Genomic DNA, 16501 nt, shown 5'->3' with positions numbered 1-16501 from the left:
ATGACTACAATAACCGCCTTATTGGCTTATTACACGCAACGTTTTCCAGTGATTAGCTATTGTCTCACTGAAAATACCGGATTTACACAATGTCGACGATAAAAAAACTGTACATTAAAACTTGGGGCTGTCAGATGAATGAGTACGATTCATCCAAAATGGCAGACCTACTCGAAAGCACCCACGGTTATCAGTTAACCGATGTCGCCGAAGATGCGGACATTCTACTGCTAAATACCTGTTCTATCCGTGAGAAAGCACAAGAAAAAGTCTTTCATCAGTTAGGACGTTGGAAATATTTTAAAGATAATAAACCCGATATTATCATTGGCGTCGGCGGTTGTGTTGCCTCTCAAGAAGGTGAATACATTCGTCAACGTGCGCAGTGTGTCGATATTATCTTCGGACCACAAACCTTACACCGCTTACCTGAAATGATTAATCAGGTTAAAGGCACTAAAAGCCCAGTTGTTGATATCAGTTTCCCTGAAATCGAAAAATTTGACCGTCTGCCAGAACCTCGTGCAGAAGGCCCTTCTGCTTTCGTTTCCATCATGGAAGGCTGTAATAAATACTGCTCTTTCTGCGTTGTACCCTACACTCGAGGTGAAGAAGTCAGTCGCCCTTGTGATGATGTGTTATTTGAAATCGCACAATTAGCGGCTCAAGGTGTACGCGAAGTTAACCTATTAGGTCAAAACGTGAATGCCTATCGTGGAGCAACCTTTGATGGGCAAATTTGCAGTTTTGCGGAGTTAATCCGCTTAGTTGCCGCGATTGATGGTATTGACCGCGTTCGCTTTACAACTAGTCATCCAATAGAATTTACTGATGATATCGTTGCCGTTTATGAAGATACACCAGAGTTAGTCAGCTATTTGCATTTGCCAGTACAAAGTGGTTCTGACCGCATTCTAACATTAATGAAGCGTAACCATACGGCACTTGAATATAAAAGCATCATTCGCAAATTACGCAAAGCGCGTCCTGGTATTCTGATCAGCTCAGATTTTATCATCGGTTTCCCTGGTGAAACACAAGACGACTTTGAAAAAACGATGCAATTAATTGCAGATGTAAATTTTGATATGAGCTTTAGTTTTATCTATTCTGCACGTCCTGGTACTCCAGCCGCTGATTTACCTGATGACGTTAGCGAAGATGAAAAGAAACAGCGTTTATATCTGCTACAACAACGTATCAATCAACAAGCTATGAACTTTAGCCGAGCCATGCTAAACAGTGTACAGCGTATTCTTGTTGAAGGTCCTTCACGTAAAAATGTGATGGAGCTTTCTGGTCGTACTGAAACTAACCGTGTGGTTAACTTTGAAGGTACACCCGATATGATTGGTAAGTTCGTTGATGTTGAGATTGTGGACGTTTATGCCAACTCCCTACGTGGTAAAGTGGTTAGAACGGAAGATCAAATGGATTTACGTATCCATGAATCACCAGAATCCGTCATTGCACGTACTCGTAAAGAAGATGAATTAGGGGTAGGTGTTTACCAACCTTAATTAATCAGATTTAACAAAAGGATAATCAGTGACAGTAATAGCACATGCACAAGTAGCGACCCAAGAAATTTTCTTAGAGCCAGCTGACAATGCCCGTTTAATGAGCCTATGTGGTCCATTTGACGATAATATTAAGCAACTTGAGCGCCGTTTAGGTATCGAGATTAATCATCGTGATAACCGTTTTAAACTCACGGGTAAATCATTATGTGTCAATGCAGCAGCAGGAATTTTACGTCGCTTGTATGTGGAAACCTCGCCAATTAAAGGCGTGATCCCCGATATCGACCCAGAACAAATTCATCTTGCTATCAAAGAAAGCCGTGTGCTTGAGCAAAGTGATGAGCATGTTCCTGAATTTGGGAAATCAACCAATATTCGGACTAAACGAGGCGTGATAAAACCTCGCACACCGAATCAGGCACAATATATTGCCAATATTCAAACCCATGATATTACGTTTGGTATTGGGCCTGCTGGTACAGGGAAGACATATCTGGCTGTTGCTGCCGCTGTTGATGCCCTTGAACGTCAAGAAGTGCGTCGTATTTTGTTAACGCGCCCTGCGGTTGAAGCGGGTGAAAAACTGGGATTTTTACCTGGCGACCTTAGTCAAAAAGTCGATCCTTATTTACGACCGCTTTATGATGCGTTATTTGAGATGTTGGGTTTTGAAAAAGTTGAGAAACTAATAGAGCGTAACGTTATTGAAGTCGCTCCCCTCGCTTATATGCGTGGACGTACACTCAATGATGCCTTTATTATTCTTGATGAAAGCCAAAATACCACCATTGAACAAATGAAAATGTTCTTAACGCGTATTGGCTTTAACTCTAAAGCTGTTGTCACTGGGGATATAACTCAGATTGACCTGCCAAGAGGCAATAAATCAGGCTTACGTCATGCCATCGAAGTTTTGTCCGATGTGAATGACTTAAGTTTTAACTTTTTCCACAGTGAAGACGTTGTTCGTCACCCTGTGGTTGCCAAAATTGTTATCGCCTATGAAGCTTGGGAAACTGAAGACCAAAAACGTCGCCAAGCTATCAAAGCAGAAAAAGAGAAGCTTCAGAGAGAAAATCATGAGTGAAGTTATCCTTGATTTACAAGTTGCAAGTGAAAATACGCAAGGGCTTCCGAGTGAAGCCCAATTTATGGCATGGCTTGAAGCGGTATTACCACAGTTTCAACCAGTCAGTGAAGTCACCATCCGCATTGTTGATGAAGCAGAAAGTCACGAGCTTAATCTCACTTATCGCGGTAAAGATAGACCCACTAACGTGCTTTCTTTTCCTTTTGAAGCGCCACCTGAAATTGAACTGCCTTTATTAGGTGATTTGATTATTTGTCGACAAGTGGTAGAAAAAGAAGCCGTTGAACAGAGTAAGACCGTCGAAGAACATTGGGCACACATGGTTATTCATGGTTGTCTACATCTTTTAGGTTATGATCATATTGAAGATGATGAAGCCGAAGAAATGGAAGGTTTAGAGACAGAAATCTTACAAAATTTAGGTTATACAGATCCCTATTTAATTGAAAAAGAGTAACAGTTCTCTTATTTTTATGATAAATATTATATCTAATTAACCATTCAATGAGGAAAAATAGTTAAAACGCCATGAGCGACGACCAATCTTCGAGTAACGATAACCCAGGTCCTAAGAAAGGGTTTCTCACACTGCTTAATCAGTGGTTCCACGGTGAACCTAAAAACCGTGATGATCTGATGGAGCTTATCCGCGATTCTGAACAGAAAGAATTAATTGATCCTGATACCCGCGACATGCTTGAAGGGGTAATGGATATTGCTGAACAGCGTGTTCGGGATATTATGATCCCACGCTCCCAAATCGTTACACTAAAACGTAATCAAACTCTTGATGAATGTTTAGATGTAATTATTGATTCAGCACATTCTCGTTTCCCAGTCATAAGCGAAGACAAAGATCATATTGAAGGCTTATTGATGGCAAAAGATTTACTGCCATTTATGCGTACTGACGCAGAGCCATTTAGTATGGATAAAGTCTTACGTTCAGCGGTTGTTGTACCTGAAAGTAAACGGGTCGATCGCCTATTAAAAGAATTCCGCTCACAACGCTATCATATGGCAATTGTGATTGATGAATTCGGAGGTGTATCAGGGCTTGTCACAATTGAAGATATTCTAGAACTTATCGTAGGCGAAATTGAAGATGAGTATGACGATGAGGATGATATTGATATTCGTCCACTGAGTCGCCACGCTTACTCAGTTCGAGCTTTAACCCAGATAGAAGATTTCAATGAAGCGTTCGGTACACATTTCAGCGATGAAGAAGTTGATACTATTGGCGGCTTAGTAATGCAAGCCTTTGGTCACCTTCCTGCTCGTGGTGAAACTATTACCATTGATAATTACCAATTTAAAGTTGTTATGGCAGATAGCCGTAAGATCATTCAGGTTTATGTGCATATCCCAGATGATGCGCCCATTCCTGAACTAGGTAATGATGCATAGGATCTAAATGAATAAGACCTCTTTCTTAAACCGCCAGTGGGTCCGTGCCCTCCTGGCGGTTTTTTTAGGTGCTATCGGCACCTTCGCGTTTTCGCCTTTTGACTTTTGGCCTGCTGCCTTAGTTTCACTGCTGGGCCTATTACTGATAATTACGCAACGTACAACTCGACAAGGTGCATTTCTTGGCTTTGCCTGGGGCTTTGGATTATTTGGTACTGGTGTAAATTGGGTTTATGTCAGCATTGCTGATTTTGGCGGTATGCCATTTGCGATAAATATCTTTTTAGTGATTTTATTGGCTCTTTATTTATCACTCTATACCCTACTTTTTGCCGGCTTATTAAATAAGTTTTTCCCAAATCCGACTCTATGGCGATTTGTTTTTGCTGCACCCGCACTATGGCAAATTACAGAATTCTTGAGAGGTTGGGTATTATCTGGTTTCCCATGGTTACAATTTGGTTATAGCCAAATTGATGGCCCATTAAAAGGAATTGCACCTATTTTTGGTGTCACAATGATAACGTTGCTACTTACTGTTATCAGTGGTCTTATCGCATTTGCTCTCTTTCGAAAATCAATTTATAGTCTTGTTGTAGCACTCCTTTTATTGGTACTGCCTATCAGCTTTAAATCTTATCAGTGGTATCAACCATTACCGGATGAAACACAAGAGATAGCACTTGTTCAAGGAAATATTGCGCAGTCATTAAAATGGGAACCAGGTACATTAGAAAACACGCTAAAAACCTATCTCACCTTAAGCCGCCCTTTTATCGGTAATGCAAATCTTATTATTTGGCCTGAATCGGCGATCCCTGATGTTGAAATTCAACAACAAGGCTTTTTAGCTGAGCTTGATAAGCAACTGAGAGAGCAAGATACTCATTTAATGACAGGAATTATTGATGCTCGGCCGACATTAGAAGGTTACCGTTTCTACAATAGTGTCATCACATTAGGTGAACACTATGCTTATCAATACCCAGCAACAGATCGCTATAATAAACATCACCTTGTTCCTTTTGGTGAATATGTGCCATTAGAATCGCTATTACGCCCACTGGCGCCTTTCTTTAATTTACCAATGTCATCATTAAGCCAAGGCGAATATGTACAGCCTCAACTGACTGTCAATGATGCCAAAATTACCGCGGCTATCTGCTATGAAATTATTTTAGGTGAGCAAGTTCGTGCTAATTTCAAACCTGATACACGATTCTTATTAACGATTTCTAATGATGCGTGGTTTGGTAATTCAATAGGCCCTTGGCAACATTTCCAAATGGCGAGAATGCGTTCTCTAGAGTTAGGAAGACCATTATTACGTTCGACAAATAACGGTATTACAGCCTTTATTGCAGCCAACGGTGATGTTATTTCTCAGCTTCCTCAATTTGAAAAAGGTGCCTTAGTAGAAAAAATCACACCAACAACAGGATTAACTCCTTATTACAAATGGGGTAATACACCATTGTGGATACTGGTTGGATTATTTTTTATTATCGCCTTTATTAAACGCCGTAATTAAAATGAATAAAGCCCAACTCTATTAAGTTACTATTAATTAGGTTGGGCTTTTTCTAATAAGAGGGCTTTTTTATGGAACATTACCCTGAACATATTCTCGATATTATTTGGCAACGAGCTAAAAAAATATCAACAGATAATGAAACAAAGGGTTTCCGTACGGATAAAGAAAATAAATGGATCCAGCGCCAGATGTTCAATCGGCAACAACATGAATTTGGCTGGGTTTTATCAAAACAGCCAGAGTCAATTAATCAACTTATTGAAGATAAAACCATTGTACCTGTACATTGGAAAACTGTGATTAAAGTTAAACAAAAACAAGAGGCTGAGTCTAAACGCGTTAATGTCACCCTACTTGAGCCACCAGCACTATCTCAATTAATTCATTCAGCAGATATTCAATCTTATTGGCAATGTGCTCATAAGATTTCAAGCGATAACGAAGAAAAAGGTTTTCGTAAAGATTATTATGGTTATGTTATTCAGCAAAATGCGTTCGGAGATAAACAGCATCAATATGGTTGGACATTAGCCCAATTAACCCCTGTGAATAAAAATAATCATACCGTTATTCCTATTAATATTGTGCCAATACATATTAATACTGCAAAACGTATTGCCGATGAAAAGTCATTAATTGCCCAAAATACCGAAGAAGCCAAAATTGAGCGTAGACGCAAAAATATTATTTATGAAATAATCTATTTTATTGTCAGCTTACCCGGTACCCTTTTTTCTTTACTAAAATTCTGATAACCGATTTAAACAGAAGCCCACCATAAACGTAGTTTTAATCCCCACGAAGATGACCAACCACTCGTAAAGCCCACCATCTCCCCTTTATAAATAATAACGAATGAAGGTGTTGCACTAATTTCCCACTGCTGAGAAATATCTCCTCGGCTATCATTTATTACAGGAAAAACCAGCCCTTTAGATTGGATCCCGCGCTCTAGCTTTGCGTTATCACCCGAACGGATCGCAACTGATGTCACATTATACCCATCTTGCGCTAATGAATTCACCGCAGGTGTTGTTAGTTTACAAACACCACACCATGTTGCCCAAAAATAGATTAATAAGGGCTTTTCAGCACTCAATTCTGTTAATGAAACAACTTTATTATCAACAGTATAAAGCTCAGGTAAATTCGTTAAAGATGGTGGCGTAGGTTGTCGCCACCAATCCATCGCGAAAGAGGCTACAACGAAAATGACAACCAGAACAATAAGTTCTTTACTCCACTTTCGTAAGCGACTACGCATTATTTTTTCACTTTAGCCAGTTGCTCTTTCACAATCACTTCTAGCTGAGCATAATCAACGGCACCAGGGATAACCATTTCACCAACAACAGTTGCAGGCGTACCTTGAATACCTAATTTACGAGAAAGATCTAGGTTATTTTGTAACACTTTTAAACTGTCATCCGTTAATTTTACTTTGCTTGTATTGGTTGTTTTCATTGCATCATCAATACTTGCATTATCTAGCATTGTTTTCTTCTGCATTAAACGTTGGTGTAACGCTAAGAACGCTTTTGGATCTTCTTTCCATACAGAAAGCACAGCTTGAGATGCTTTAGCAGAACTTTCGCCTTTAAATGGTAATGGTTTAATGATCACAGCTACTTCTGGATAATCTTTTGTGATTTGTTCTAATAACGGATCAAAACGTTTGCAATAAGGGCAGTTATAATCAGTAAAAGAAACTAACACTAATTTAGCGTCTTTTGCACCAATACGAGGACTTGCTGCATCGTTATATAATGCATCATGTTCTGCCTTTAATGCGGTACGAAATTGTGCTTGTTGCTCATCGGCTTTTTGTGCTTGTAATGCAGTGATAGCTTCTTCCAAAATTTCTGGATTTTTGATTAATGTATCACGAACCAGTGCACGAACTTCTTTTTCCTGATCAGCACTTAATGCCGCTGCTTGCACATTTGCACCAAAAAGTAATGACGAAATAACCAGTGCAGAAAGTGTTTTTTTCATTATTGGGCTCCTTTAGCCTCTGAAAGAACAGTCAATGTTGAATCTTTATTTAAAAGAGGGGGTAAAACCACGCCATCTTTATGGCAAGGTCCATAAACTTGGTTAAAAGGTACAGCTACTTGACCTCGTTGTTTTAAAAACTGGGTGATCTTATCAGAGGGTTTAGTCCAATCCCCTCTTAATGCAACGACATCAGGGGCTGACAAAGCAGCCTGAATATCTTCTCTCAATAATACATTGTATTTGTTTGCTTTGCAGGTCACACACCAATCTGCCGTGACATCAACAAACACGCGTTTATTATCAGCCAAGGCTTGATGTATTGCTTCTTCAGATAAAGGTTGCCAATTTACCGTGTCTTGGCCTGCAAGTGTATGGCTTTCTGGTTGAGCAACAAATAAATAAGTACTTCCCGTTAAAAATAGGGCTATCACAGTAGAAATAAGAGCCGTTTTTTTGCCATAGTGCCGTACAATTGCGAGTAATAAAAGTAAAGTAATAACAATAAAAATGCCGGCAACAATTGTCATGCCAAAATGAGGAATTAAAAGTGTAATAAGCCAAATGCTAGACAACAGCATCATAAAACCTAAAACAACTCTTAGGCGATTCATCCATTTACCGGGTTTTGGTAGCACTTTTGCAACAGATGGGAATATTGCCACTAAGATCCAAGGCAAACTCATTCCTATCCCTAATGCAGTAAAAATAAGCCATAATTCACTTAATGGAGCAATCAGAGCATAAGCGACTGCAGTACCTAAAAATGGTGCGGAACATGGAGTGGCAAGTAAAGTAGCAAAAGCACCTTCCCAAAAATGGCGGCCATACCCCTGTCCACCTGCCGTTGCCATTTTAGTATTCATATTGCTACTTAAACGTAACTCAAATAGACCAAATAAATTAGCAGTAAAAATAGCCGTCACTAACACCATAAATCCAATAAACCAAGGGCTTTGAAACTGTATTCCCCAACCTAAGGCTTCTTGGCTATAACGTAAACCCGTCATAAATAGAGCTAATGCCCAAAAAGAAACTAAAATACCTAAAACAGATACCGAAAATTGCTTACGAATAACCCCTTTATCGCGATTCTCAAGATGTAAAATCGAACCCAATTTCATCGCGAGTACAGGCAATACGCAAGGCATTAAATTTAAGATCAATCCACCTAATAGCGCAAAAGCTAGAATGCCCCATAATCCAACACTTGAATTAGATGGAGGAGCAATACCTGTTTCCCCCTGTCCTATTGTGTCATTAACTTGGCGAGAAAAATCTTGGTCAGTAATAACAAATGAGAGTGCTTTACCCGAAATATCACCCGCAGCATCCCCCCAGTCATCAGTTACATCAACAGTGACAAATAAATTATTATCTTTTTGATTTAAATGTGGAACTCCATAAAGCATACCTTCGGGAGGATCGAGATAAATATTAGGTTTAACCCACGCTCCTTGCTCTCTTAGTAAAGAGATAGTGAGCTGGCTATTGTTATAATCAGAAGAAACCGAGGAGACGAGTCCTGTACCAACTGGAATTTTTGCCATCGCCTGACTATATTGCCATTCAAAATCAGCAGGTGCTGGCTCTGTAAGATCTAAATCTAAAGTGTAGTCCGTTAAAATACAGACATTACTGCATGTTGATAACGTTAAAACTCCAGTTAAACGATCAGCATTAGCAGAGGTTAATTCAATCGGAAAAACAACTTGTTTGTCATAGCCTTGAGTGTGAATACCTGCGACATCAAAAGCAGAAGGTGATGGCCAATGCCATATCATTGCACTCACATCTTGTGGCCAATTAATTTCAGGTGCAACACCACCTTCCCCTGGTGAGCGCCAATAAGTTTTCCACCCAGACTCAAGTTGCACTTCAAGTAACATTTTCACATCGCCCGTTGGTGACTTTTGTGCTGTCGCCCTAACTTGTGCGTGAGAATTATCAGGCATGGTTAACCAGCCTGTATCTGCTGCTTGAGATGTAGATAACGTAAATAGCGTTAATACCAACGCCATAACAAAAGAACGAAACATAACAACTCCCTAAAAATTCCTACAACGCTACACACAAAGCTACGCCCAAAGATAGACGTGCAATTTTTTAGCTAAAAGGAAATTTCTAATCCCTCAAAATACAATAATGAAGGTGAAGTCTTATCGGTGGGGGTGGATGGTGATGTTTTTTTTGGCTACGCTGGCGAGAGACATAGATAGCGGCCATGCTTAACAGTAATAGTACAGCCCATGAATGGAAAAAAGGCTCTATTGTTAGCGGAGGAACAGATAATAATGATTTAGCGCTTAATTCACAGGTAGAGAGTGAATAAGTATGTTCTGTTGCGCTATTCTCATCAGCAATCGGTGTTGATAGTGGGTATTGAGTTTGAGAAACAGCCGTCGCTAAGCGCTCACTAATGACGTGGGCACCTAATGAACGCTGAACAATGCAACACAAGATCAGCAAAACTGTTATTACCACTAGCCAGCGACCTGACCGCCAATTACTCATAGATGTTCCTCATCAATATGACCCGTTATCTTAACGGTAATCCACAGACAAACAACTCCTTAAGACAAACTTTACAAATCCCTACTTATTTTATTTTTCCTATTATCTCAATTTTTCATCTTTAACCTTTATTTCCATAAGGTTTCTACTACAATAGTTTTAAATATTGAAAACAACTTCCAAAAAAATAATCAACCATATTTGATTTCATTCTTTTATTGAGAGATACCTCTCGTATTTCACAAATTACACTTCCCAACAGTATATTATTTGTTCTATCTATTAACATTATCAAAACAAATTAAAACAAAAAAGCAACACGAAGCAAATCACAAATATCATTTATCACCACGACAGGAGTTATTATGCGCATGCGTAAACTAGCATTATCATTAATGATTTTAGGGGCTGCAGGAGCTGTGCAAGCAGAAGAACTCACTGGAACCTTAAAAAAAATCAACGACAACGATATTATTATTGTTGGACATCGGGAATCCTCCGTTCCTTTCTCTTACTATGATAATCAACAAAAAGTGGTTGGCTATTCTCAAGACTATTCCAATCTGATTGTACAAGCAGTAAAAGACAAAATAGGCAAACCTAACCTGCAAGTTCGCCTGATCCCTATTACGTCTCAGAATCGCATTCCATTATTACAAAATGGTACATTTGATTTTGAATGTGGCTCAACAACCAATAATGAAGCTCGTCAGCAACAAGCTAGTTTCTCTAATACTATTTTTATCGTAGGTACACGTTTACTGGCGAAAAAAGACGGTGGAATAAAAGACTTCTCTGATCTGTCCGGTAAAAACGTAGTTGTAACATCAGGAACAACATCTGAAATGTTACTTAACAAACTTAACGATGAGAAAAAAATGAATATGCGCATTATCAGCGCAAAAGATCATGGTGACTCATTCCGTACACTCGAATCAGGTCGTGCTGTCGCCTTTATGATGGATGATGCATTACTTGCTGGTGAACGCGCGAAAGCGAAAAAACCAGGTCTGTGGGAAATTGTAGGAACACCACAATCTGAAGAAGCCTATGGCTGTATGTTGCGTAAAGACGATGTTCAATTCAAAGCATTAATCGATGAAACTATCGCTAACGCACAAAAATCAGGTGAAGCAGAAAAATCCTTCAATCGCTGGTTTAATGCCCCGATTCCACCTAAAAATCTTAACCTAGAATTCACTATCTCTGATGAAATGAAAGCCTTATTTGCATCACCAAATGATAAAGCATTGAATTAAAAATACATACGCCGTTGATGCAAACAAATAATTATAAAGTATCTGTTGGACAGACAGATCAGTGAAGTTTGGGGCAGTCGTTCCCTGCCCCTATTTTTCACCGGAGGTGAAATCATGTCGATTGATTGGGATTGGGGGATATTCTTCCAAGAAGCCCCTTTCGGAAACACCACATACTTAGGATGGCTGATTTCAGGCTTTCAAGTCACCATCGCCTTATCTTTATGCGCTTGGGTTATTGCCTTTCTTGTTGGTTCTTTATTCGGAATTTTGCGTACTGTACCTAATCGTTGGCTTTCAAGTTTAGGTACAGTTTATGTTGAGTTATTCCGTAACGTACCACTTATTGTTCAATTCTTTACGTGGTATTTAGTTATTCCTGAACTATTACCTCAATCTATTGGCGACTGGTTTAAAATGGACTTAGCGCCAAATGTACAATTTTTTGTCTCTTCAGCTCTCTGTTTAGGTTTATTTACCGCGGCACGTATGTGTGAACAAGTCAGAGCAGCAATTAACTCATTACCCCGTGGGCAAAAAGCTGCTGGACTTGCCTTGGGTTTAACCTTACCTCAAACCTATCGTTATGTTTTATTACCCAATGCTTATCGTGTCATTATTCCACCAATGACCTCCGAAATGCTTAATCTCGTAAAAAACTCAGCGATTGCCTCCACTATCGGGTTAATTGATATGGCTGCACAAGCAAACAAGCTACTCGATTATTCAGCGAAAGCATATGAGTCATTCACTGCAATTACTCTCGCCTATGTTTTTATCAACGTCATTATTATGTTAATCATGAGTTGGCTTGAAAAACGTGTGCGTTTACCTGGCACAACAGGAGGTCAATAATGTATGAATTTGACTGGAGTTCTGTTGTTCCAAGCCTACCATTTTTAGTCGATGGTATGGCTATCACTTTAAAAATCACCATCACCGCTATTGTAGTTGGTATTTTATGGGGAACGGTGCTTGCTGTTATGCGCCTGTCTGCATTTAAACCTATTAGTTGGTTTGCGGCCGCTTACGTTAATACCTTTCGTTCTATCCCATTAGTCATGGTATTACTGTGGTTTTATTTAATTGTGCCTAACATATTACAAAATGTTCTAGGACTTTCACCGAAAAGTGATATCCGTTTAATTTCAGCAATGATAGCGTTCTCATTATTTGAAGCTGCGTACTACTCTGAAATTATAAGGGCTGGTATTCAAAGTGTGAGTAAAGGGCAATTTTCTGCCTCACTTGCATTAGGTATGACCAAATCACAAACGATGCGCTTAGTGATTTTACCTCAAGCATTTAGAGCTATGGTTCCACTTTTACTCACTCAAGGAATTGTCTTGTTCCAAGATACGTCCTTAGTTTATGTATTAAGCCTCACTGATTTTTTCAGAACAGCGGCAAATATTGGTGAACGCGATGGCACACAAGTTGAGATGATCCTCTTTGCTGGTTTTGTTTATTTTGTCATTAGCTTCGCAGCTTCAATGTTAGTGAACTTTCTTAAAAAAAGGACTACCTAGATGATTTCCCTAGAAAACGTATCCAAATGGTATGGTCAATTTCAAGTACTGACTGAATGTTCCACTGAAGTTAAAAAGGGGGAAGTTGTTGTTGTCTGTGGGCCTTCTGGTTCAGGTAAATCGACACTGATTAAAACAGTGAATGGCCTAGAGCCTATACAGCAAGGTGAGATCCTTGTTAATGAAATCAAAGTAAATGATAAACACACCGATCTTGCTAAATTACGAGCAAAAGTAGGTATGGTATTCCAGCATTTTGAACTTTTCCCTCATCTTTCTATTATTGAAAATCTTACACTCGCACAAGTTAAAGTGCTTAATAGAGAGAAAATCGCTGCAAAAGAAAAAGGCTTAAAATTATTAGAACGCGTTGGTTTATCCAGTCATGCGAACAAATACCCTGCCCAACTTTCTGGTGGTCAACAACAGCGTGTCGCCATTGCTCGTGCTTTATGTATGGATCCTATCGCAATGTTATTTGATGAACCTACATCTGCACTTGATCCCGAAATGATTAATGAAGTACTAGATGTTATGGTTGAGCTAGCGAATGAAGGAATGACAATGATGGTAGTAACTCATGAAATGGGTTTTGCCAAAAAAGTAGCTGACCGTATTATCTTTATGGATGAAGGTCGTATTGTAGAAGATAGACCTAAAAATGACTTTTTTGATAATCCAAAATCAGATCGCGCAAAAGATTTCTTAGCTAAAATCTTACATTAATACTTCATATCTCCTCTGCTGACGTGCTTTCTTAGCACGTCAGCCTCAAATAATAATTTTGAATAACCTCGCAACCAAATACCAAGTAATCTTATTTTCTCGCAATATCACCATTATTTTTCTAGAAAACACGCATTTATTCTCTTTTTGTTTTAACGCTTTCCAAGATATCTCGCAATTGTCTTGAAAAAGTTATGCAAACAGTGGCTTTCATTAAGATCAATAGTTGTGGCTATTAGACAAAATCAGCTATGCTATGCAAGTCTTAATTTCATAATAGCGGTTACCCTCCGGTAGCCATTAATTCACCATAGGATTATCGGTGCCATGCAAGAACAATATCGTCCCGAAGATATAGAGCAAACTATCCAGGAATACTGGGAAAAGAACAATACATTTAAAGTGACAGAAGATAATAACAAAGAAAAATATTACTGCCTGTCAATGCTACCTTATCCTTCTGGCCGACTACACATGGGACACGTCCGCAACTACACCATTGGTGACGTGATTTCCCGTTATCAACGTATGCAAGGTAAAAACGTCTTACAACCTATCGGTTGGGATGCGTTTGGCCTACCTGCTGAAGGTGCCGCAGTAAAAAATAACACCGCGCCTGCACCGTGGACTTATGAAAACATCGATTATATGAAAAACCAGTTAAAGAAACTGGGTTTTGGTTACGATTGGGATCGTGAAGTCACAACGTGTACACCAGAATATTATCGTTGGGAACAGTGGTTCTTTACTAAGTTATATGAGAAAGGCTTAGTGTATAAAAAAACCTCTGCTGTTAACTGGTGCCCACATGATTTAACCGTATTAGCTAACGAACAAGTTATTGACGGCTGTTGCTGGCGTTGTGATACCCCTGTAGAACGTAAAGAAATTCCACAGTGGTTTATCAAAATTACCGATTACGCAGAAGAACTGTTAAACGATTTAGATACGTTAGATGAATGGCCTGAACAAGTTAAAACCATGCAACGTAACTGGATTGGCCGTTCAGAAGGCGTCGAAATCACATTTGATGTTGCAGATAGCGACGACAAAATGACAGTTTATACAACACGTCCTGATACCTTTATGGGTGTTACTTATGTCGCCGTTGCAGCAGGTCATCCATTAGCGCAAAAAGCAGCTCAAAACAATCCTGAAATTCAACACTTCGTTGATGAATGCCGTAACATGAAAATGGCAGAAGCCGATATGGCAACGATGGAGAAAAAAGGGATTGCCACTGGTCTTTATGCCATTCACCCATTAACTAAAGAAAAAGTGGCTATTTGGGTCGCTAACTTTGTCTTAATGGAATACGGCACTGGTGCCGTGATGGCTGTTCCAGGTCATGATGAACGTGACTGGGAATTTGCAACCAAATATAACTTACCTATTAAAGCTGTTATTGCTGATGCTGAAGGTAACCAACCTGACTTATCTGAAGGTGCATTAACCGAGAAAAATAGCCTGATCAACTCTGGTGAATTCTCTGGTTTAGATAATCAAGCAGGCTTTAATGCTATTGCAGACAAACTTGCACAAATGGGTGTTGGTGAACGCAAAGTTAACTACCGTTTACGTGACTGGGGTGTTTCTCGCCAACGTTACTGGGGTGCACCAATTCCAATGGCAACCTTAGAAGACGGCACTGTTGTTCCTGTTCCTGAAGATCAACTTCCCGTTATCCTGCCAGAAGATGTTAAAATGGACGGGATCACCAGTCCAATTAAAGCCGATCCTGAGTGGGCAAAAACCACCATTAATGGTCAGCCAGCACTGCGTGAAACAGATACGTTTGACACCTTTATGGAATCATCTTGGTATTACGCTCGTTATACCTGTCCTGATTACGATAAAGGTATGTTAGATCCAAAAGCAGCTAACTATTGGTTACCTGTTGACTGGTATATTGGTGGTATTGAACACGCCATCATGCACTTAATGTATTTCCGCTTCTTCCATAAACTGATGCGTGATGCAGGTTTAGTTAACTCTGATGAACCGGCAAAACGTTTACTATGCCAAGGAATGGTGTTAGCTGATGCGTTCTATCACACAGGTGAAGACGGTGCTCGTCATTGGGTATCTCCTGCTGAAGCCATTGTTGAACGTGATGAGAAAAACCGCATCATAAAAGCGACTGACAGTGCTGGTCATGAACTGACTTATGCTGGCATGAGCAAAATGTCTAAATCTAAAAACAACGGTATCGACCCGCAAACAATGGTTGAACGTTATGGCGCAGACACCGTCCGTTTATTTATGATGTTTGCAGCTCCACCAGAATTAACACTTGAATGGCAAGAGTCTAGTGTTGAAGGTGCTAACCGTTTCTTACGTCGTTTGTGGCGTTTAGTTCATGAACACACTCAAAAAGGAACAGCGCAATCACTTGATCTGTCTGCACTAACAGAAGAACAAAAAGATTTACGCCGTGACTTACATAAAACTATCGCAAAAGTATCTGATGATATAGGTCGCCGATTAGCTTTCAATACCGCAATTGCAGCCATCATGGAGTTAATGAATAAATTAACTCGTGCAAGTCAAGAAACAGAGCAAGATCGTGCATTAATGCAAGAAGCATTAGAAGCCATCGTTCGTATGCTTTCTCCAATCATTCCTCACGCTTGTTTTGTGATGTGGCAGGCATTAGGTGGAAAAGAAGATGTTGATGTTGCGCCATGGCCTGTTGCTGATGAAGAAGCCATGATTGATGACACTAAACTGATTATTGTTCAAGTGAATGGTAAAGTTCGTGGCCGTGTCACTGTTCCAGCTAATTCAGAAAAAGAATATGTTCAGGAAATGGCGACAAAAGAGTACAGTGTTGCTAAATACTTGGACGATGTGACTATTCGTAAAGTCATTTATGTTCCAGGAAAATTACTGAACATCGTTGTTGGCTGATAAGGAGGCCT

Annotated in this window: 15 protein-coding genes; 11 read left to right on the top strand and 4 right to left on the bottom strand. The window is 39.6% G+C overall.

Going from position 1 to position 16501, the window contains the following annotated elements; genetic code table 11:
* The first annotated feature begins 89 nt into the window (after positions 1-89).
* The 6 genes from miaB (at position 90) to ABN080_RS17340 (ending at position 6309) form a co-directional block, all read left to right on the top strand.
* Positions 90-1520 (top strand): tRNA (N6-isopentenyl adenosine(37)-C2)-methylthiotransferase MiaB, encoded by a 1431-nt coding sequence (miaB, locus tag ABN080_RS17365; RefSeq protein WP_072070231.1) that lies wholly within the window; start codon positions 90-92, stop codon positions 1518-1520.
* Between the two features lie 28 nt (positions 1521-1548).
* Positions 1549-2610: a PhoH family protein gene (locus ABN080_RS17360; protein ID WP_036912056.1), complete on the top strand. Its 1062-nt coding sequence runs from the start codon at positions 1549-1551 to the stop codon at positions 2608-2610.
* A complete protein-coding gene (ybeY, locus tag ABN080_RS17355; RefSeq protein WP_349441626.1) occupies positions 2603-3070 on the top strand; it encodes an rRNA maturation RNase YbeY in 468 nt (155 codons plus the stop codon). Before ABN080_RS17360 ends, ybeY begins: the two co-directional genes overlap by 8 nt.
* Positions 3071-3141: 71 nt before the next feature.
* Positions 3142-4023: a CNNM family magnesium/cobalt transport protein CorC gene (corC, locus tag ABN080_RS17350; protein ID WP_023581153.1), complete on the top strand. Its 882-nt coding sequence runs from the start codon at positions 3142-3144 to the stop codon at positions 4021-4023.
* A gap of 7 nt (positions 4024-4030) precedes the next feature.
* Positions 4031-5554, top strand: a complete 1524-nt coding sequence (gene lnt, locus ABN080_RS17345; RefSeq protein WP_349441624.1) for an apolipoprotein N-acyltransferase — start codon at positions 4031-4033, stop codon at positions 5552-5554.
* Positions 5555-5625: 71 nt separating this feature from the next.
* Positions 5626-6309, top strand: coding sequence for a hypothetical protein (locus tag ABN080_RS17340; protein WP_349441623.1), 684 nt, complete (start codon positions 5626-5628; stop codon positions 6307-6309).
* 8 nt (positions 6310-6317) lie between these two features.
* On the opposite strand, the gene ABN080_RS17335 is transcribed toward ABN080_RS17340, so the two are convergent.
* From ABN080_RS17335 to ABN080_RS17320, 4 genes are all read right to left on the bottom strand, one after another.
* On the bottom strand, positions 6318-6821 hold the full coding sequence (locus tag ABN080_RS17335; RefSeq protein WP_196553442.1) for a protein disulfide oxidoreductase: 504 nt from the start codon (positions 6819-6821) through the stop codon (positions 6318-6320).
* Positions 6821-7552, bottom strand: coding sequence for a DsbA family protein (locus tag ABN080_RS17330; protein WP_196553443.1), 732 nt, complete (start codon positions 7550-7552; stop codon positions 6821-6823). Before ABN080_RS17330 ends, ABN080_RS17335 begins: the two co-directional genes overlap by 1 nt.
* Positions 7552-9591, bottom strand: coding sequence for a protein-disulfide reductase DsbD family protein (locus tag ABN080_RS17325; protein WP_349441622.1), 2040 nt, complete (start codon positions 9589-9591; stop codon positions 7552-7554). The genes ABN080_RS17330 and ABN080_RS17325 overlap by 1 nt, the downstream gene beginning before the upstream one ends.
* Before the next feature lie 85 nt (positions 9592-9676).
* Positions 9677-10066, bottom strand: coding sequence for a metal resistance protein (locus ABN080_RS17320; protein ID WP_115351371.1), 390 nt, complete (start codon positions 10064-10066; stop codon positions 9677-9679).
* A gap of 365 nt (positions 10067-10431) precedes the next feature.
* On the opposite strand from ABN080_RS17320, the gene ABN080_RS17315 reads away from it, so the two are divergent.
* The 5 genes from ABN080_RS17315 to leuS all read left to right on the top strand — a co-directional run bounded on the left by ABN080_RS17315 (position 10432) and on the right by leuS (position 16490).
* On the top strand, positions 10432-11325 hold the full coding sequence (locus tag ABN080_RS17315; protein WP_196553445.1) for an amino acid ABC transporter substrate-binding protein: 894 nt from the start codon (positions 10432-10434) through the stop codon (positions 11323-11325).
* Between the two features lie 114 nt (positions 11326-11439).
* A complete protein-coding gene (locus ABN080_RS17310; RefSeq protein ID WP_072070240.1) occupies positions 11440-12180 on the top strand; it encodes an amino acid ABC transporter permease in 741 nt (246 codons plus the stop codon).
* Positions 12180-12854 carry a glutamate/aspartate ABC transporter permease GltK gene (gltK, locus tag ABN080_RS17305; RefSeq protein WP_349441621.1) on the top strand — a complete coding sequence of 225 codons (675 nt, stop codon included), beginning with the start codon at positions 12180-12182 and terminating at the stop codon, positions 12852-12854. The genes ABN080_RS17310 and gltK overlap by 1 nt, the downstream gene beginning before the upstream one ends.
* Positions 12855-13580 (top strand): amino acid ABC transporter ATP-binding protein, encoded by a 726-nt coding sequence (locus ABN080_RS17300; RefSeq protein WP_349441620.1) that lies wholly within the window; start codon positions 12855-12857, stop codon positions 13578-13580.
* A gap of 327 nt (positions 13581-13907) precedes the next feature.
* The gene (leuS, locus tag ABN080_RS17295) at positions 13908-16490 is read left to right on the top strand and encodes a leucine--tRNA ligase (protein ID WP_349441619.1); all 2583 of its coding nucleotides are present in this window, start codon (positions 13908-13910) and stop codon (positions 16488-16490) included.
* The last annotated feature ends 11 nt before the right edge of the window (positions 16491-16501 follow it).

Source organism: Proteus sp. fly-1089, assembly GCF_040138965.1.
Classification (GTDB): domain Bacteria; phylum Pseudomonadota; class Gammaproteobacteria; order Enterobacterales; family Enterobacteriaceae; genus Proteus; species Proteus vulgaris_B.
The sequence above is the reverse complement of the archived record's forward strand: the minus strand, read 5'-3'. Positions and strand labels throughout refer to the sequence as shown.